The organism is Cryobacterium sp. AP23, from assembly GCF_054075385.1.
This window is the reverse complement of the sequence record NZ_CM133415.1, coordinates 2002662-2020486: the sequence shown is the minus strand read 5'-3', so window position 1 is coordinate 2020486 and position 17825 is coordinate 2002662. Positions and strand designations below refer to the sequence as shown.

Sequence of the window (17825 nt, the reverse complement as noted above, 5' to 3'; positions counted from 1 at the left end):
CCTAGTGGAGGCGCGCCGGGCGCATCCGCACCGGAGCGAGGGTGCGCACCACGACGGCGGCGGTGATGGCGCCGGCGGCCATGATCGAGGCCAGCACCACGACCTGGAACCGGCCGGCCTCCAGCGGGGAGATGCCGCCGAAGATGGCACCGACGAAGGCCCCGGGCAGAGTGACGAGGCCGGTGGTCCTGGTCTGGTCGGTGGCCGGGATGAGCGCCGAGTACACGGCCTCCCTGGACAGGGCGAGGGTGGATTGTCGGGGCGTCGCGCCGAGGGCCGCCCAGCCCTCCACTTCGTCCCAGTGGTCGTTCACCGATTCGATGAGTCGCCGGCCGGCCAGGGTGGCGATCGACATGGCGTTGCCGATGACGATGCCGCCGATGGCCAGGGCGTACCGCGGGGTGAACTCGATGGCGCCGGTGCTGAACACCACCAGCAGGGTGACGAGAACCCCCGCGCCCATGGCGGCAGACACCGTGCCGAAGTGGTTCCAGCTCCAGTGCAGCCGCCGGGTCGCGGTGATGGCGGCGACGGTGAACATCACCAGCAGGGCCACCGTCACCCAGAGCGGGCTGGTGATCACGCCGCCGAGGATGACGCTGATCACCGCCAGCTGGGCGGCGCCGCGCAGGATCGCCAGGGCGGGCGCGAAGCGGTGCGGGGTGTGCGACCCCCACAGCACCGCGATGGTGATCAGCACCAGCGCCCCGACGCCGATGAGGGTCGGCACGAAGTCGTTCAGGCCGGTCATGGATTCAGCGTAACGACAGCCCCGGCCCGCGGCTGACCGGTGCCGGCGGGTTAGACGACCTGCCAGGCGGGCTTGTTCGCGTAGGCGTAGCGGTAGTAGTCGATGTTGGCCAGGCGGGACGCGGCGGCCTCGTCCACCAGCACGGTGACGTGCGGGTGCAGCTGGATGACCGAGCCGGGGCTGCTGGAGGTGACCGGTCCTTCGACGGCGGCCGCGATGGCCTCGGCCTTCTCCTCGCCGAAGGCCAGCAGGATCAGGTGGCGGGCCCGGCGGATGGTGCCCAGGCCCTGGGTGATGCAGTGGATGGGCACGTCGTCGGGGGAGGGGAAGAATCGGGCGTTGTCGGCGCGGGTCTTCTCGGTGAGGGTCTTGACCCGGGTGAGGGAGGCGAACGAGGAGCCCGGCTCGTTGAAGCCGACGTGGCCGGTGCGGCCGATGCCGAGGATCTGTACGTCGACGCCGCCGGCGGCGTGGATGGCGGCCTCGTAGTCGGTGCCCGCGGTCTCCAGGGTGGCCAGGTCGCCGTTGGGCACCCGGATGTTGCCGGGGGTGAGGCCGAGCGGTTCCACCGCGTCGCGGGTGATCACGGTGCGGTAGCTTTCCGGATGTCCGGCAGGCAGGCCCACGTATTCGTCGAGGGCGAACCCGCGCACCTGGGAGACGTCGAGCGGGTCGCTGCGGAGCGATTCGGCGAGGGCGCTGTACAGCGACATCGGCGTGGAGCCGGTGGCCAGGCCGAGGACGGCATCCGGTTTCTGGCTGATCAGCCTTCTGATCGATACGGCGGCGAGAACGCCGGCGTCGGTCTCGGATTCGAGGACGACTACTTCAGCCAAGGGATGCTCCAGGTGCGATTGATGGATGGTGCGGGACGTGCGGGACGTGCGGGTGGTCGCGGGGTGTGCCCGCGACCACCCTGGGATGGGTCAGGCGGTCGGTGACGCCGTGGTGGTCGCGGGGGCGTCGGGGGCCCCGGCCTCGGCGATCTCGTCGTCGCCACGGCCCGGGGTCTTCAGGTTCCACCGGCGGATGACGAACCGGAACAGGAAGTAGTACACCACCCCGTATGCCAGCCCGATCGGGATGAGCAGCAGCGGCTTCTCGGCCAGGCCGAAGTTGAGGATGTAGTCGAAGGCGCCCGCGCTGAAGCTGAAGCCGTCCCGGATGCCGAGGAAGTTGACCAGGGCGAGCGACGTGCCGGTGAGCACGGCGTGGATGGCGTAGAGCGGGAAGGCGACGAACATGAAGGAGAATTCCAGCGGCTCGGTGACACCGGTGAGCATTGCGGTGAGGGCGCCGGTGAGCATGATGCCGCCGACGATCTTCTTCTGCGACTTCTTGGCTTCCTGCCAAATGGCCAGGGCGCCGGCCGGGAGGGCGAACATCATGATGGGGAAGAACCCGGTCATGAAGGAACCGGCGGTGGGGTCGCCGGCGAAGAAGCGGTGCAGGTCGCCGGTGGCGCCGTTGTAGTCGCCGATCACGAACCACATCATCGAGTTGAGGATGTGGTGGAGGCCCACGGGGATGAGCAGCCGGTTCGCGGTTCCGTAGAGGAACCCACCCCAGATGTCGTTGGAGCTGACGAACGAGCCGAACGAGGTGAGGCCGGCGCTGAAAGCGGGGTAGATGAAGCTGAGCAGCACGCCCAGGACCAGGGCGACGACGGCGGTGACGATCGGCACGAACCGGCGCCCACCGAAGAAGGCCAGGTAGCTCGGCAGTTTGATGCGGTGGTATTTCTGCCACAGCACGGCGGAGACGACACCCATGAGCACGCCGGCGAGAACGTTGTAGTTCACCAGCACCTGGTCGGCGCCCTCCTCGGGCAGGCCCATCACCAAGGGCGACATGGCCTTGCCGACGTTGCTGAAGACGAGGTAGCCCACCACGGCGGCCAGGGCGGTCGAGCCATCCGCCTTCTTGGCGAAGCCGATGGCCACGCCGACCGCGAAGAGCAGGGGGAGGTTGTCGAACAATGCTCCACCGGCGGAGGCGATCACGGCGGCGCCGGTCTCGAAGCCCGGGATGGCGCCCAGCAGGTCCGGCTGGCCGAGTCGGAGGAGCAGGCCTGCAGCGGGGAGCGCGGCGATCGGCAGCATGAGGCTGCGTCCGATCCGCTGGAGTTGGGCGAGGCCCGGGATTTTGCGTCCCGTTCCGGCATCTGCGGTGGTGCTGGACATGGATTCCTCCTGTGATGGTTCTCGGGGTGCTTCGAGTGGGCATGCTGGCGCTACCGAGGATGTCGGCGATGGTGCGGCGTGATCAGCGGGGCATCCGCTGGCGGGAACTACAATTCGTGGTTGAGGTCGAGGGTCATATGGATCTGGTACCGGTCGCCCCGGTACCAGGAGGTGACGTACTCGACGGGAGTGGATCCCGCCGACGAGGTGCGGCGGAAGACCATGAGGGGGACTCCCGCGTCGATGCCGAGGGGCCCGGCTAGCACGGCGTCCGCGGTCTCGGCCCAGGCGGTCTGCTCGGCGTGGTCGATGCGCAGGCCGTATTCGGTGGCGAAGGTGGCGTAGATCGAACGGGTCAGGTCCTGCCTGCCGAGATCCGGCAGCAGTTCGGCCGAGTAGTACCCGCGTTCGAAGGCCATCGGGATGCCGCCGGCGAGGCGCAACCGGTCGACCTGGTACACGTGGGCGCCGGCTTTCAGGCCGAGCGCCGCGCGCACCTCGAGCGGCGCTGCGATCAGGGCGGACGCCATCACCACGGTCGCGGGAACGAGGCCGCGCCGCCGCATGTCCTCCGTGAAAGAGGCCAGGTGCAGGTCACTCTGCACGCGCTCGCCGGTGACGAAGGTGCCCTTGCCCTGGATGCGGTAGAGCACGCCTTCCTCCACGAGCTGGCGGATGGCCTCCCGCACGGTCGACCGGCTCACGCCGTACTTGGCCATCAGCTTGCGCTCGGGCGGGATGGCGGAGTGCGGGGCGAGGGTGGTCTCCACCCGTTCGAGCAGGATGGAGCGCAACTGGGCATGCTTGGGCACCGCGCCGCTGGCGAGTACCGGGCTGTCATCGAGCCGTGTCACCACCGCACCGCCTTCCTGGGATCCGGTTGCTGGGGGTTCAACCGGACCACTTCCGCTTTGTGGTCCGTACTGGTACGGTCCAATTACTTCGATAATGAAGGTGCACCGGTTCGTTTGTCAAGGGCCGTACCGCACGGCGCTCTCGGTTCCCGAGGCGCTGGTTTCCGACCGTTCCAGGCGCCGCGGTGCCGCGCACAACCAGGGAGAAGACAATGGCGAGCAAGGCAGAACAGATCCTGGCGGGCCTCGGCGGCTCCGCCAACATCGTGGACATCGAGGCGTGCATCACCCGGTTGCGCACCGAGGTCGCGGATGCGTCCCTGGTCGACGAGGCCGTCCTCAAGGCCGCCGGCGCCCACGGCGTACTCCGATCCGGCACCATCGTGCAGGTCGTGGTGGGACCAGAGGCCGACAACCTGGCCGACGACATCGAAGACCTGCGCTGATGCCCGTGGGCCTCGAGGTGCTCGCGCCCCTGGCCGGCCGGGCCGTCGCCCTCGAAACGGTGTCCGACCCCACCTTCGCCCAGGCGATCGTGGGGCCCGGCGCCGCCATCGAACCCCTGCGGGCCGTTGTCGACGCGGTCGCGCCGATCAGCGGCACACTGCTCAAGGTCTTCCCGCACGCTTTTGTGATCGTGACGCCGGACGGCCGCGGGGTGCTCGTGCACCTCGGAATCGACACCGTGCAGCTCAAGGGCGAGGGCTTCACCCTGCGCGCCCAGCAGGGCGACACCGTCACCGCGGGCGACACCATCGTCAGCTACGACGTGCCGGCCATCGTGGCAAGCGGACGCGACCCGATCGTGCCGGTCATCGTCCTCGACCGCCAGGGCGAGGACATCAGCCTGGCCGATGCCGTTGCGGCCGGCCTCGAGCTCGCGGCCGGGGACGCCTTCCTCACCGTCAACCGCTGACGGCACCGCGCTCGTTCGTGCATCCGCATCCGTGAATCGCCAGGAGACCTCTCATGACACCGCCCCTCACCCCCTCCGTCGCCCGGCAGCGCGAGAACGCCCCGGCGCTGCCGCGTGATGCCGGGCCGGGCACCGGCACGCCGGTGCTCATCGCGGCGGGAACGGTGATTTTGCCCGACCGGGAACTCTCGCCTGGCTGGGTAGAGCTGCGCGACGGCCTGATCGTCGCCGTCGGTGACGGCGAACCGCCCCGGCCCGCGGATGCCGACTTCCCCACCGCCGTGCTGGCGCCGGGCTTCGTGGATGCCCACAACCACGGCGGCGGCGGCGCCAGCTTCGACGACCCGGACACCCGGGCGGCGGCCGAGCGTATCGTGCAGACGCACCGCGCCCACGGCACCACCACCTTGATGGCGAGCCTGGTGACCGCGCCCCTCGACGAGATGGAGCGGCGGGTGGGCGCACTCGCCGAGCTGGTGCGGGCCGGCCTGCTGGCCGGCATCCACCTGGAGGGCCCGTGGCTGAGCCCGGCGCATCGCGGCGCCCACGGCGAGGAGCTGTTGCGGCTGCCGGATGCGGACAGCGTCGACCGGCTGATGCGGGCCGGCGCCGGTGCGGTGCGGATGGTGACCATCGCGCCCGAGCTGGAGGGCGGGCTCGCCGCCGTGGCCCGCATCGTCGGATACGGCGCCGTGGCGGCCGTCGGCCACACCGATGCCGACTACGACCTCACCCGGGCTGCGATCGCGGCCGGGGCGACGGTGGGCACCCACGTGTTCAACGCCATGCGGCCGGTGCACCACCGCGAGCCGGGAGCTGCCCTCGCATTGCTCGAGGACCCGTCCGTGTTCGCCGAGCTCGTCGCGGACGGCGTGCACCTGCACCCGGCCGTCGTGCGCCTGATCACCGAGAGCCGGGCACGCCCGGTCCTCGTGACGGATGCCATGGCTGCCGCGGGGGCGGGGGAGGGCGACTACAAACTGGGCGCCCTCGATGTTCGCGTCGCCGACGGTCAGGCCCGGCTGAGCGACGGAACGATCGCCGGCAGCGTGCTCACCCTAAGTGACGCGGTGCGCTACGCCGTGCTCACCGCCGGGGTGCCGCTGGCCTACGCGGTGCGCGCCGCCAGCCAGAACCCCGCCGACCTGCTCTCGCTGACCGACCGTGGCCGCATCCACCCGGGCCTCCGTGCCGACTTGGTCGTGCTCCACGCCGACCTGACCGTGCAGGCCACCCTCCACGCGGGCGCCTGGGTCCCCGCGCTCTCCTCTCGCGAGCCGACCTGAGCCCCAGAATCCCCGGATTCTGGGTGCTTTCCTCACAAGTCGCGGGGATGGGTAGGCTCGCGACGTGACCGAATCCCTGCGAACCAGACTGCGTGCCCTTCCCGATTTTCCGGAGGACCTGCCACGCTTCGACCCTGCTGCCGCTCCGGCCGATCCCGCCGAGCTGTTTCTGGCCTGGCTTGAGGAGGCGCTCGCCGTGGGGGTGCGGCAGCCGCACGCCTTCAGCCTCGCCACGGTCAACACTGGCGGCGTGCCGTCATCTCGGATGCTGATTCTCAAGGACCTCGACGCGGATGGTTGGCAGTTCGCCACCGCCCGCACGTCACGGAAGGGCCGGGAACTGGCCGAGAACCCGCGCGCGGCACTGAACTTCTACTGGTCTGAACTCGGGCGGCAGGTGCGAGTCGTCGGCTCCGTCGTGGAACTGTCCGCGGAGGCATCGGCCAGGGACTGGGCCGAGCGTCCGGCCGCCGACGCCGCCGCCAACCCGGCCTGGCAGCTCTACGCGGTGCGCCCGACCGAGGTCGAATTCTGGCAGGCCAGCGCCGACCGGCACCACATCCGCCACCGCTACGACAACCTGCCCGGATAGGTCCGCTGGCGCAGTGATCGACCCTTTGGGTTAGATCGCCGCTCCTCCACAGGTGGGTGCTTTTCGGGTTCTCCACCAGTGATTCACTGGGATCGGGAGTGTCAGTGGTGCATGGTTCTATAGGCGTATGGCCACCTCAGATGCCACACCCGAAGACACCCCCAACGACGCCCCCGATGCCGCCGTGGATCCGATCGCGGATCTCGTCGCGCAGGCGATCAGCACGGTCATCGACCCGCTGATCGAGAATGAGAAAGCCCTCGCCGGCTGTTACGCCGAACGGGTCCGCCTGCTCGCCGAACTGGACCGGCTCGGCCACCAACCCCGCATCCTCGCCGGGCTGCGGGGCGACCCGATCGAGTCCGGCCACGACGACCCGGACACCGCCGCGCACGGCCCGGCCTGGGACGACGAGGAACTGGCCCGACGCACCATGGCGGCCGAGGCGGCGATGGTGTTGCGGGTACGGGCGAACACCGCCGGCAGCATGATCTTCGACGCCACCCGGCTGGCCGGTGACCTGCCCGCGTTCCACCAGTCGCTGACGGCGGGCCGGATCACCTGGGGGCACGCACTGAAGATGCTCGAACTCACGGTAAACCTGCCCGAGGAGGTGCTGCCGCGCTTTGAAGCGGCGGTGCTGGGGGCGGCCGAAAAGCGCACCTCGACTCAGTTCGCCAAGGCCGCTCTCCGGATCCGGGAGCGGATGCACCCGGTCCCGCTGCAGGAACGCGCCGACGCCGGCTTCGCGACCCGGCGGGTGGTGTTCCGGCCCGACGCCGACGGGATGGCGTGGCTGAACGCCTACCTCAAGGCGGATGAAGCGCAGGCGGCGTATGACCGGCTCAGCCGGATCGCGGCGGACCTCGACACGGACGACAACGCGGCCAATGCCGCACCCGGTGCGGCCGAGGGCGGGGCGGAGGAGCCGGTGCAGACCCGCACCAAGGACCAGCGCCGGGCCGACGCCTACCGGGACCTGCTCCTGGATGGCGTCGGACCGGGCGGCCTCGGGCACGGTATCCGCGGCACGGTGCACATCACCGTTCCGGCGCTGACGTTGCTGGGCCGCAGCGACGAACCGGCCATCCTCGAAGGGTACGGGCCGATCGACCCGGAGACCGCCCGGCAGATCGCGGGAACGGCGACCAGTTGGACCCGCATCCTCACCCACCCCGAGACGGGGGCCCGGCTTTCCGTGGGTAGCGAGCAGTATGCGCCGCCGTCGGACATGCGCCGGTACGTGGAGATCCGCGATGAAACGTGCCAGGGCATCGGGTGCAATCGGCGGGCCACGTTGAGTGAGATCGACCACACCCAAGCCTGGAACACCGGCGGTAAGACCCACGTCGACAACCTCGTCTGCCTCTGCAAGGGCTGCCACCGACTCAAACACCAATCCAGCTTCACCACCCAGCAAGGGCCGGGCGGTGCCCTGACCTGGACCAGCCCCGGCGGCAAAAAATACACCAACACACCCGACACCGCGGATTCCACTCTGGGGACAGAGCTGACCTCCGAAGTCCCCGCACCGCAACCGCCCGAGCGTGAAGCCGACGGGCCGCCGCCGTTCTGAGCGCGACTACGACCGCGACGGCTGCTGCTACCGCGATGCCGCCCGGGTCAGCCGGGCGTTCTCCTTCTTGATCGCCTCCACCAGTTGGGCCTTGGTCATCGACGAGCGGCCGGTGATCTTGAGGCGGCCGGCAATCCCATAGAGATGGGCCTTGGAGGCGTTGGCATCCACGCCCTCTTCGGTGGGCTCCGGGCTGTCGACCCCGCCGGCCGCCTTCGCGTCGGACGGACCCGGCTCCGCCTTCTCCTCCCAGTGATCGCCGACCTTCTCGTAGGAGTGCTTCAGCGCGGCGAACGCGGTGCGGTGCGCGCGCTCACCCTCGCCGTACGACTGCACGGCGGCGTCGTGCGCTTCGGACCAGATCGCCTGGGCGTGCTTGGGGGAGCGAGCGAGAGTGGACGGCAGTTCCTCGGCGGCGGGCATCCTGGAGTCCTCCCTCTCAGCGGTGTGTTGCGGTTAGACCATCACCGTAGGTAGCGGCGGGCCGGTGCGCAAGATGACAAAAGGGTGCCCGGCCTGTGGCCGGGCACCCTGTCACGTGATGCTTTAGAGCGTGATGAGACCGGAGGTCGTGTCGCGCGCCTTCTCGAAGCGTGCCGAGACGTTCGCCCAGTCAGTGACGGTCCAGAAGGCCTTCACGTAGTCGGCGCGCACGTTCTGGTAGTCGAGGTAGTAGGCGTGCTCCCAGACGTCCAGCATCAGCAGCGGGACGATGCCGGCGGGGAGGTTGCCCTGCTGGTCGTAGAGCTGCACGATGATGGGCTGCTGGCCCAGGGTGTCCCACGCGAGGATGGACCAGCCGGAGCCCTGGACGCCCATGGCGACGGCGGTGAAGTGAGCCTGGAACTTCTCGAACGAACCGAAGGTATCGTCGATGGCGGCAGCGAGCTCGCCGGTGGGCTTGTCGCCACCGTTCGGGGACATGTTCGTCCAGAAGATGGAGTGGTTGACGTGGCCGCCGAGGTTGAAGGACAGGTCCTTCTGCAGCTTGTTGACGGAGGTGAGGTTGCCGGACTCGCGGGCTTCCGCGAGCTGGTCGAGGGCCGCGTTGGCGCCCGTCACGTAAGCCTGGTGGTGCTTGCTGTGGTGGAGTTCCATGATGCGTCCGCTGATGGCGGGCTCGAGGGCGGCGTAGTCATAGGTCAGCTGGGGAAGCGTGTATGCGGTCATCTGCATAAGCTATCGTCTCAAGTGCACTTGAGATCAAGGAGACGCCACAGTGTCAGAGCACATCTCCAGCAAAGATCTCCTGCCCATCGGCCATATCGCCGAGCGGGCGGGCGTGCCGGTGTCCACCGTTCGGTACTACGAGACCCTCGGCCTGATCCCCGCCGTGAGGTCATCGGGCAACGTGCGCCTCTTCCCCAGACACGTTCTGCGACGCATCGCCCTGATCCAGGTCTCGGTGCGCTACGGAATCTCCCTGGCCGAGGTGGCCGTGCTCCTCAAGGACCTGCCGGACCACCGCCCGCCGAGCCGGGAGGAGTGGAGCACGATCTCCACCACCTGGGGCGAGCACCTGGCCCGGCAGCAGGCGGTGCTCGAGCGGATGCAGGCCGAGCTGACCGGCTGCATCGGCTGCGGCTGCCTCTCGCAAACCCGGTGTGCCGTCGTTAACTCCGAAGACCGCCTGCGCACCGACGGAGCCGGACCGCGACGGGTGCTGGAGCCCTAGCGACCGTCAAGCCCTAAAGGGGGGCACGACGACGAGGCTGCGCGACTGTGGCCGGCGATACCCTGAGGTATCTCGAGGGGGGAACCACCCGTGTTCACAAGAACCGTGCGCGGCACTGTCGCCGTCGCCTTCATCGCCATGGTTTGTCTCATCGCTCCGCAGTCGGCGCTCGCCTCCGATGGCGGCGGCTCCGTGCCCACCGTGGCCACTCCGACCGCCAAGCCCTCACCGGCGGCAACGCCGATGCCCACCGCCAGTTCGGTTCCCACGCCGGTGCCGCCGCCGGCGAAGGTAGCCACTCCCTCGCCCACGGCGATTCCGACTCCCGGGCCCACGAAGGTGGCTACGCCTGCGCCGACGAAAGTCCCGGTGCCGGTTCCCGCGAAGGTCTCCACCCCCACGCCGACGAGGGTCCCGGCCCCGACTCCGGCCCCCACCGAACCGCAGACCTGGCAGCTCTATCGGATTGCCTACCTCGACACGGTGTATGAACTCGTGGATGGCGTGACACCGTATCGGATCAGCTTCGAGCGCTATCGCGATGTCTATCATTTTGCCGCCGTGCAAGTGGCACCCACCGCATACGTCAAGTACTCGTGGTCGCCAACGGTCTACGGGGTTACCTTTTGGCAGGATGACCCGGAGGGCTGGCAGTGGGACGAGTTGACCTTCGCGCAGTTCCAAAAGGCGCACTATCCGGACGTTCATAAAGCGGGCTGGATCTTGGGCAGCAGTTATTACCAGTGGGCGACCTCGCCGGAACTCTTCGTCCAAGGTGCTGACGGCATCGTCCACAAACTGAGTTACTCGGAATGGGCGGCTTCCGGTTACCAGCCGTATAGCCTGTACTCGAATTATGGCTTCCAGAAACTCAGCTGGTCCGCGGAAATCGGCGAGATGAACGATATCACCGGCGGGCAGGGAGCGTCCCTCAGCTTTGCTCAGTGGCAGGCCCAGGCATTCCCCACTCCGCAGGTTGTCCAGCGTTTCCCCGGCGACCAGTTCTATTCCATCGGTTTCACCCCCAACATCACCTATGCCGGACCACTGATGGAGCGCAGGGTGACCTTCGGCGAGTGGTCGGCTGCAGGCTCCCCCACCCCCAGTCCGATCAAGACCCATCCGCTGAGCTGGTACAACGGGCACTGAGCGGGGCTGTGTCTGCATAGCTCGCACCCTCGAGCTGCGCCGTCGGTCGCCGGCGCGGAATAAACCCGGCCGCCCAGCGTTGACCACATCAACTACGGGAAGGGAGCCAGGATGAAGGTACGTAACTCACTGGGTTCGATGAAGAAGATGCAGGGTTCACAGACGGTACGGCGCCACGGGCGCACGTTCGTCATCAACAAGCTGAATCCCCGATTCAAGGCTCGCCAGGGTTAGACACCCTCGAGTAGGCATTTCCAGCCCAGAAAGAATGACCCCGGCAGTTGCCGGGGTCATTCTGCGTTAAGCGACGGTGTTGAACCGCTAGAGCAGGGTCATGACGTCGCGCGCCGCGGTCATGAGCAGTGGGGCGTACGACTCGAGCTTTTCCCGGGGCACCAGCGGGGCGATGGTCGTGATGCCGATGCCTCCGATGAGGTGCTGCTGGGCGTCGAAGACGGGAACGGCCATGCAGCGGATGTGCTCCTCGTTCTCCTGGTCGTCGATGGAGAACCCGCGATTGCGCACCAGGACCCCGTCGGCCAGCAGGCTGGCGACGTCGGTGATGGTGTACTCGGTGCGGGTATGCAGCCCGGTGCGGGCGGCATAGCTGCGCACCTCGCTCTCGCTCAGGTGGGCGAGGATCGACTTGCCGATCGCCGTGGAGTGCAGCGGAATCTGCCCGCCGACCCGCGACGCGATCTGGATCGGCTGGGCGGTGTCCTCGATCTTCTCCACGTACGTGGCGGTGTCGCCGGTGCGGAGGGCGAAGTGGATGGTGCTGTGCACGTCCGCCTGCAGGCGGCGCAGCCGGTCTCCGACCAGGTCGGTTTCGGTGTGCGCGGCCGTGAGCTTGAGGGCGAGCAGGCGCAGGGCGCGGCCGGGCGCGTAGGTGCCGTCGTCCCGGCGGCTGACGTATCCGCTGTCGATCAGTTCGGAAAGCAGCCGGAACACGCTGGTCTTGGCGAGCCCGGTTTCCTTCACCAGATCGCTGAGCCGGTGGGCGTCACCGGGGTTGGACACGGCCTCGAGCACCCGCAACAGTTTCTGCGCCGCGTTGTCCTTGGCGGCGATGTCCCGTGCCGTGTTGCCGAGCGCCGGGCTGCCAACGGATGCGCCGCCGGTCCGGAAGCTCTCCATCTCGTCCACTGACGTTTGTGCCATGAATTCCACCTCTGACTGAAGTTCTGTCTTATGGACAGTTAACCATGGTTATGGAATTTCCTCGGCGCTGACGGTCCCTCCGCACGGTAGTCCCCGTCGTCGGACTCTTGACAAACATTGAATCGTGTGAGCGACGCCCCCAGTCCGGGGTTTCGGGTGGTTTTGGCACCTCGACAAGTTGCCAAAGCTTTCCCAGCGCGGTTATGGTGAGTTCATGTGACGGACTTAAGTTCTGTCAGGCGGAACAGCGGAGATGTTATCCAGCTGATTCTCAACGAGGAGGAAGCAATGCAGAACACGGCGGACGAACCAGTGCAGGACCCCCGGGGCACGCCCACCCTGCCCACCGGCATCCGGTTGGTGACGGGCCAGGGCTCGCTCCCCGCCGTCGAAGTGGCCACCGAGACCGCCACCGCCTTGGTCTACCTGCACGGTGCACACGTCGCCCAGTGGACCCCCGCCGGCCAGAAGCCGGTGCTGTGGATGAGCGAACACGGCGCGTTCTCACCCACCGCCGCCCTCCGCGGCGGAATCCCGGTCTGCTTCCCGTGGTTCGGCCCCAACCTCACCGACGCCACCGCCCCCAACCACGGCTGGGCCCGCATCTCGCCCTGGACCCTCACCGCCGCCGCGCTCGTCGGCCCCGACGCGGTCCTCACCTTCGAACTCGCCGGCGCCCACCGCGACGCGACCGGCACCGCCCAGCCCGTATCCCTCCGCTACACCGTGACCATCGGCGCGACCCTCACGCTAGCCCTCACGGTGCAGAACGACGGCACCGCGCCCGTCTCGGTCGAAGCGGCCTTCCACACCTACTTCGCGGTGGGCGACGCCCGCGACACCCTGGTGCACGGCCTGGCCGACCTGCCATACCTCGACCGCACCCTCACCCCGCCGGCCACCGCCAGTTCGGCCCTGCCGGTCGCCATCATCGGCGGCGAAATCGACCGGGTCTACCCGATGCCCCGCGTCGTCACCATCGACGACGCCCGCAACGCCCGCAGCATCCAGGTCGGCTACACGGATGCGGCCCAGACCGTGGTGTGGAACCCGGGCAGCGTGAAGGCCGCCGCGATGGGCGACTACGGCGACACCGAGTGGACCGAGACCGTGTGCGTCGAGGCGTGCAACGTGCGCGACCAGGCCATGGTGCTCGCCCCCGCCGCCAGCGGCCGACTGGGCGTCACGATCACGCTCGCGCCGGCCACCCAGAACACCCCGGCCACCCAGAACACCCCGACCACCGAGAACATCCCGAACGACACACAGACCGAGGAAGCGAACGTCATGGAACGACTCAGCAGCGCCATCCACCCGAGCGAGACCCTGCCCACGCGGGCCATCCAGTTCGGTGAAGGCAACTTCCTCCGCGCGTTCGTCGACTGGCAGCTGCAGGAGATGAACAAGCAGGGCCTCTTCAACGGCGGCGTCAAGATAGTGCAGCCCCTCGCCGGCGGCCTCGTCGCCATGCTCGAAGAGCAGGACAACCTGTACACCGTGCTGCTGGAAGGCAAGCAGGACGGCCAAGAGGTGCAGTCCCACGAGGTCATCACCCTCGTCAACGGCACGGTCAACCCGTACACCGACTACGACGCGTACCTCGCCCTCGCCGAAGACGACGACATCGAGTTCATCTTCTCCAACACCACCGAGTCCGGCATCGTCTACAACGCGCTCGACAAGCTGGCCGACACCCCGCACGCCAGCTTTCCCGGCAAGCTCACCGCGCTGCTCTTCCGCCGCTTCGAACTGGGCAAGAAGGGCTTCCAGCTCATCCCGTGCGAGCTCATCGAGCACAACGGCGACAAGCTCAAGGAGACCGTGCTCGCCACCGCCGCCAACTGGGAACTCGGTGACGCGTTCGTGCAGTGGGTCAACACCGATAACGTCTTCTATTCCAGCCTGGTCGACCGGATCGTCCCCGGGTACCCGAAGGACCGCGCCGAGGAACTGTGCGCCGAGTTCGGCTTCGAAGACCGCCTGATCGTCAAGGCCGAGCCGTTCCTGCTCTGGGTTATCGAGGGCCCGCAGTCACTCACCGAGACCCTGCCGCTGGCCAAGGCCGGCCTCAACGTCACGGTGACCGACGACATGACCCCGTACCGCGAGCGCAAGGTATTCCTGCTCAACGCCCCGCACACCACCATGGCCTCCCTCGCCCGCCTCGCCGGCGTCGAGACCGTGCGCGACGTCATGCTCGACGCCGACTTCGGCCCAATGGTCGAGCAGGTCATGTACGAGGAGATCATGCCGGTGCTCGACCTGCCGCACGACGAACTCGCCGCCTACGCCGAGTCGGTCAAGGAACGCTTCGAGAACCCGTTCATGCACCACGAGCTCGCCGCGATCGCCCTGAACAGCGCGTCCAAGTTCAAGAGCCGCCTGCTGCCGGTGCTCACCGGCTTCCACACCGTCAACGGCACGTTCCCGCCCCGCGTCACGCTCGCGCTGAGCGCGATCCTGCTCACCTACAGCGGTGACCCGAGCGTCACCATCACCCCGGTCGACAGCGCCGAGACCATCGCCGCCTTTCAGGCCGCCTACGCGGCTGCCGCCACGCACACCGCTGCATACGTCGCCACGATCCTGGCCGACAGCACCCTCTGGGGAACCGACCTCACCGCGCTCGACGGCCTCGTCGACCAGGTCAGCTCCGGCCTGGAGAGCCTCCGCGACAACGGCGTGCGTGCCACCCTCGCGGACCTCGCCGTGCTCGTCTGAGCACCCACCGACCTTCGACACCCTCCACACACGAAAAAGGACCGCAGATCATGCTCCTGAACGACGATTTCCTGCTCGGCACCGACATGGCGAAGAAGCTGTTTCACAACCACGCCAAGAACATGCCCATCATCGACTTCCACTGTCACCTGAGCCCGCAGGAGATCTACGAGGACCTGAATTTCGCCAGCATCACCGAGGTGTGGCTGAAGGGTGACCACTACAAGTGGCGCCTGATGCGGGCCAACGGGGTGCCGGAGAACCTCATCACCGGCGACGCCGACGACTTCGACAAGTTCTACGCCTGGGCCGGCACCGTAGAGAAGGCGCTCGGCAACCCGCTCTACGTCTGGACGCACCTCGAGCTCAAGCGTTTCTTCAACATCGACCTGGTGCTCAGCCGCGAGACCGCCCGCGAGGTCTACGACCGGGCCAACGCGCTCCTGGCCACGGCCGGATTCTCCCGCCGCAGCCTGATCCGTTCGAGCAACGTCACCGCCATCTGCACCACGGATGACCCGGCGGATGACCTGCACTTCCACGAACTGCTGCAGAGCGAGAAGGCCTTCACCGTCGTCCCGGCGTTCCGCCCCGACAAGGCCATGAACATCCACGCTGCCGGCTTCGCCGACTACCTGGTCACCCTCGGCACCGCCGCCGGCGTCCGGATCGGCGCCTTCGCCGACATCGTCGCCGCGCTGGCCGCCCGGGTCGACTACTTCCACTCCATGGGAGCACGCCTCTCCGACCACGCCCTCGATACCGTCGTCTACGCCGAGGCCACCGAGGCCGAGCTGGACACCATCGTCAGCACCGCCATCAGCGGCGGCGCCTTGACGGAACTCCAGATCGCGCAGTACCGCACCGAGATCCTCAAGGCCCTCATGCGGATGTACCACGTGAAGAACTGGACCATGCAGCTGCACCTGCACGCGCTGCGCAACACCAACCAGGTGATGCTCGGCAAGCTTGGCCCGGACACCGGTTACGACGGCCTGAACGACCGCCCCGTCGCCGAACCGCTGGCCAAGCTGTTCGACTCGATGGAGTCCGAGGATTCCATCCCGCGCACGATGCTGTACTCGCTGAACCCGAACGACTACATGCCGCTGGCCACCCTGATGGGCGCGTACCAGAAGGACACCGTGCAGAAGATGCAGCTGGGCAGCGCCTGGTGGCACAACGACACCCGCAGCGGCATGCGCCTGCAGCTGCAGACCTTCGCCGACGAGAGCCTGCTGTCCAACTTCGTGGGCATGCTCACCGACTCCCGCAGCTTCCTGTCCTACCCGCGGCACGAGTACTTCCGCCGCATCCTCTGCGAGCTCATCGGCGAATGGGTCGAACTCGGCGAGGTCCCGGACGATGAAGCGCTGCTCGGCCGGATGGTCGAAGACATCTGCTTCAACAACGCCAACAGCTATTTCGGCCTCTAAACCGGCCATCCCTTTCCCTACCGAACCGAAAGTGTGTATGTGAGTCATGGCAATTCAAACTGGTAACGATGCTGGGGTAGCTGCCCCAGCTGCCCCAGCCGCCCCCCAGGTCGGCGCCGCCCCCATCGAGCGCATCTCCACCAAAGAGAAGGTCTCCTACGGGTTCGGCGACTTCGGCAACGGCTTCATGTTCGACCTGGGCCAGTCCTACCTCACCAAGTTCTGGATCGACACTGCCGGAATCGCCGCCGGCGTCGTGGCCCTGATCTTCTCGCTTGCCAAGATCTTCGACGCGTTCATGGACCCGATCGCCGCCGCTTACATCGACAGCCGCAAGTTCGGCAAGCGCGGAAAATTCCGCCCGGTGATGATGGTCTCCTCCATCCTCCTCGGCGTGATGACCGTCGTCACCTTCACGATGCCCGACGTCAGCATGGGCTGGAAGATCGCCTACGCGGCCGCCACCTATGCCATCTGGGGCCTCATCTATTCCTTCACCAACGACCCGTACGGGTCGCTCGCCTCGGTCATGACCCGCAACATCAAGGACCGCGCCCAGCTCGCCACCACCCGCCAGGCCGGCTCGCTCGGCGCCCAGTGGATCTGCGGCTTCGCGTTCATCCCGATCATGATGGTCTTCGGCGGCATGACCGGCGCCAACTACATGTGGGCATCCGCCGTCTTCGCGCTCATCGGCATCGTCTCGTTCTACGTCTGCTACCGCGGCACCAAGGAACGCGTCTACGTCAACCGCGCCGTCGGCTTCGAACAGAACGGCATGAAGGACTACGCCAAGGCGATCTTCACCAACCGTCCCCTCCTCGGCCTGGTGCTGATGACCCTCTTCACGATCTCCGCCATGAACGTGAACAACATGATGATGATCTTCTTCGCCGAGTACAACCTCGGCAACATCGCCCTGCAGCCGATCCTCAACCTGGTCATGATCGGCGCCTCCATCGTCGGCATCATGTTCGTGCCCAAGCTCGTCGGCCGGTTCGGCAAGAAGCGCACCGCCATGGGCGGCTTCATCATCGGCGTCATCGCCAACGGCCTGAACTTCGTGATCCCCACCAACCTGTGGACCTTCATGCTGCTCGTGACCATCGGCTACATGGCCCTGGCCATCCCGAACGCCGTCACCTGGGCCTTCGTCTCCGACACCATCGACTACGGCGAATGGCACACCGGGGTTCGCAAGGAGACCATGACCTACGCGGCCTTCAACTTCTCCCGCAAGATCGCCCAGTCCATCGCCGCCCTGGTGGGCGCCGGGATGCTCGCCGTCACCGGCTACATCGCCCAGGGCGCCACCCAGTCGGAGGAAACCCTCTTCGGCATCAAGGCCGTGATGACCCTCTACCCAGCCGTCGCCCTCGCGCTGGCCGCCGTGATCGTCTACTTCCTCTACAACCTGTCCGACGACAAGTACACGACCATCGCCCACGACCTCGAAGCCGGTCGCTGGGAAAAGGGCATCATCGGCCAGGCCTAAGCCCGACCGCAACCCATACCGCGAAGCCAA

The 17825-nt window shown here is 67.5% G+C and carries 18 protein-coding genes; 11 read left to right on the top strand and 7 right to left on the bottom strand.

The genetic code is table 11. The features are described from left to right. Position 1: 1 nt before the first annotated feature. The 4 genes from ACU5E9_RS09650 to ACU5E9_RS09635 form a co-directional block, all read right to left on the bottom strand. Positions 2 to 751 (bottom strand): ABC transporter permease, encoded by a 750-nt coding sequence (locus ACU5E9_RS09650; RefSeq protein ID WP_456813375.1) that lies wholly within the window; start codon positions 749 to 751, stop codon positions 2 to 4. Positions 752 to 801: 50 nt separating this feature from the next. After that, complete coding sequence (locus tag ACU5E9_RS09645) at positions 802 to 1587, bottom strand: glucosamine-6-phosphate deaminase (protein WP_456813374.1); 786 nt, start codon at positions 1585 to 1587, stop codon at positions 802 to 804. A gap of 90 nt (positions 1588 to 1677) precedes the next feature. Continuing rightward, positions 1678 to 2934, bottom strand: coding sequence for a PTS transporter subunit EIIC (locus ACU5E9_RS09640; RefSeq protein WP_456813373.1), 1257 nt, complete (start codon positions 2932 to 2934; stop codon positions 1678 to 1680). 107 nt (positions 2935 to 3041) lie between these two features. Continuing rightward, positions 3042 to 3788, bottom strand: a complete 747-nt coding sequence (locus tag ACU5E9_RS09635; RefSeq protein WP_456813372.1) for a GntR family transcriptional regulator — start codon at positions 3786 to 3788, stop codon at positions 3042 to 3044. A 185-nt stretch (positions 3789 to 3973) separates the two neighbouring features. On the opposite strand from ACU5E9_RS09635, the gene ACU5E9_RS09630 reads away from it, so the two are divergent. The 5 genes from ACU5E9_RS09630 (at position 3974) to ACU5E9_RS09610 (ending at position 8158) form a co-directional block, all read left to right on the top strand. Next, entirely contained in the window at positions 3974 to 4234 is a 261-nt protein-coding gene (locus tag ACU5E9_RS09630; protein WP_456813371.1) for a glucose PTS transporter subunit EIIB, read from the top strand. Next, on the top strand, positions 4234 to 4704 hold the full coding sequence (locus ACU5E9_RS09625; RefSeq protein ID WP_456813370.1) for a PTS sugar transporter subunit IIA: 471 nt from the start codon (positions 4234 to 4236) through the stop codon (positions 4702 to 4704). Before ACU5E9_RS09630 ends, ACU5E9_RS09625 begins: the two co-directional genes overlap by 1 nt. A 53-nt stretch (positions 4705 to 4757) precedes the next feature. Then, positions 4758 to 5990: an N-acetylglucosamine-6-phosphate deacetylase gene (nagA, locus tag ACU5E9_RS09620; RefSeq protein WP_456813369.1), complete on the top strand. Its 1233-nt coding sequence runs from the start codon at positions 4758 to 4760 to the stop codon at positions 5988 to 5990. A 64-nt stretch (positions 5991 to 6054) separates the two neighbouring features. After that, entirely contained in the window at positions 6055 to 6582 is a 528-nt protein-coding gene (locus tag ACU5E9_RS09615) for a pyridoxine/pyridoxamine 5'-phosphate oxidase (RefSeq protein WP_456813368.1), read from the top strand. Positions 6583 to 6709: 127 nt separating this feature from the next. Next, positions 6710 to 8158, top strand: a complete 1449-nt coding sequence (locus ACU5E9_RS09610) for a DUF222 domain-containing protein (protein ID WP_456813367.1) — start codon at positions 6710 to 6712, stop codon at positions 8156 to 8158. A gap of 27 nt (positions 8159 to 8185) precedes the next feature. Here ACU5E9_RS09610 and ACU5E9_RS09605 read toward each other — a convergent pair whose 3' ends face one another. Next, positions 8186 to 8581, bottom strand: a complete 396-nt coding sequence (locus ACU5E9_RS09605; protein WP_456813366.1) for a ChaB family protein — start codon at positions 8579 to 8581, stop codon at positions 8186 to 8188. Between the two features lie 123 nt (positions 8582 to 8704). Further along, positions 8705 to 9328: a superoxide dismutase gene (locus tag ACU5E9_RS09600; protein WP_456813365.1), complete on the bottom strand. Its 624-nt coding sequence runs from the start codon at positions 9326 to 9328 to the stop codon at positions 8705 to 8707. 49 nt (positions 9329 to 9377) lie between these two features. Between ACU5E9_RS09600 and soxR the strand changes: the two genes are divergently transcribed. The 3 genes from soxR to ACU5E9_RS09585 all read left to right on the top strand — a co-directional run bounded on the left by soxR (position 9378) and on the right by ACU5E9_RS09585 (position 11216). Next, positions 9378 to 9833 carry a redox-sensitive transcriptional activator SoxR gene (soxR, locus tag ACU5E9_RS09595; protein WP_456813364.1) on the top strand — a complete coding sequence of 152 codons (456 nt, stop codon included), beginning with the start codon at positions 9378 to 9380 and terminating at the stop codon, positions 9831 to 9833. 90 nt (positions 9834 to 9923) lie between these two features. Then, complete coding sequence (locus ACU5E9_RS09590; protein ID WP_456813363.1) at positions 9924 to 10982, top strand: hypothetical protein; 1059 nt, start codon at positions 9924 to 9926, stop codon at positions 10980 to 10982. 111 nt (positions 10983 to 11093) lie between these two features. After that, a complete protein-coding gene (locus tag ACU5E9_RS09585) occupies positions 11094 to 11216 on the top strand; it encodes a ribosomal protein bL36 (protein WP_088457279.1) in 123 nt (40 codons plus the stop codon). Between the two features lie 87 nt (positions 11217 to 11303). Here ACU5E9_RS09585 and ACU5E9_RS09580 read toward each other — a convergent pair whose 3' ends face one another. Continuing rightward, a complete protein-coding gene (locus ACU5E9_RS09580) occupies positions 11304 to 12143 on the bottom strand; it encodes an IclR family transcriptional regulator (protein WP_456813362.1) in 840 nt (279 codons plus the stop codon). A 288-nt stretch (positions 12144 to 12431) separates the two neighbouring features. Between ACU5E9_RS09580 and ACU5E9_RS09575 the strand changes: the two genes are divergently transcribed. The 3 genes from ACU5E9_RS09575 to ACU5E9_RS09565 are packed head-to-tail and all read left to right on the top strand — an operon-like array spanning position 12432 to position 17795. Continuing rightward, positions 12432 to 14864, top strand: a complete 2433-nt coding sequence (locus ACU5E9_RS09575; RefSeq protein WP_456813361.1) for a tagaturonate reductase — start codon at positions 12432 to 12434, stop codon at positions 14862 to 14864. 50 nt (positions 14865 to 14914) lie between these two features. Further along, positions 14915 to 16300, top strand: coding sequence for a glucuronate isomerase (gene uxaC / locus ACU5E9_RS09570; protein WP_456813360.1), 1386 nt, complete (start codon positions 14915 to 14917; stop codon positions 16298 to 16300). 46 nt (positions 16301 to 16346) lie between these two features. Next, positions 16347 to 17795 (top strand): glycoside-pentoside-hexuronide (GPH):cation symporter, encoded by a 1449-nt coding sequence (locus ACU5E9_RS09565; RefSeq protein WP_456813359.1) that lies wholly within the window; start codon positions 16347 to 16349, stop codon positions 17793 to 17795. Positions 17796 to 17825: the final 30 nt, after the last annotated feature.

Bases quoted from the DNA above. Each gene is read 5' to 3' on its own strand.
- ACU5E9_RS09650 (WP_456813375.1), bottom strand. From the start codon at position 751: ATGACCGGCCTGAACGACTTCGTGCCGACCCTCATCGGCGTCGGGGCG.
- ACU5E9_RS09640 (WP_456813373.1), bottom strand. From the start codon at position 2,934: ATGTCCAGCACCACCGCAGATGCCGGAACGGGACGCAAAATCCCGGGC.
- ACU5E9_RS09625 (WP_456813370.1), top strand. From the start codon at position 4,234: ATGCCCGTGGGCCTCGAGGTGCTCGCGCCCCTGGCCGGCCGGGCCGTC.
- nagA (WP_456813369.1), top strand. From the start codon at position 4,758: ATGACACCGCCCCTCACCCCCTCCGTCGCCCGGCAGCGCGAGAACGCC.
- ACU5E9_RS09610 (WP_456813367.1), top strand. From the start codon at position 6,710: ATGGCCACCTCAGATGCCACACCCGAAGACACCCCCAACGACGCCCCC.
- ACU5E9_RS09605 (WP_456813366.1), bottom strand. From the start codon at position 8,581: ATGCCCGCCGCCGAGGAACTGCCGTCCACTCTCGCTCGCTCCCCCAAG.
- ACU5E9_RS09600 (WP_456813365.1), bottom strand. From the start codon at position 9,328: ATGACCGCATACACGCTTCCCCAGCTGACCTATGACTACGCCGCCCTC.
- ACU5E9_RS09585 (WP_088457279.1), top strand. From the start codon at position 11,094: ATGAAGGTACGTAACTCACTGGGTTCGATGAAGAAGATGCAGGGTTCA.
- ACU5E9_RS09580 (WP_456813362.1), bottom strand. From the start codon at position 12,143: ATGGCACAAACGTCAGTGGACGAGATGGAGAGCTTCCGGACCGGCGGC.
- ACU5E9_RS09575 (WP_456813361.1), top strand. From the start codon at position 12,432: ATGCAGAACACGGCGGACGAACCAGTGCAGGACCCCCGGGGCACGCCC.
- uxaC (WP_456813360.1), top strand. From the start codon at position 14,915: ATGCTCCTGAACGACGATTTCCTGCTCGGCACCGACATGGCGAAGAAG.
- ACU5E9_RS09565 (WP_456813359.1), top strand. From the start codon at position 16,347: ATGGCAATTCAAACTGGTAACGATGCTGGGGTAGCTGCCCCAGCTGCC.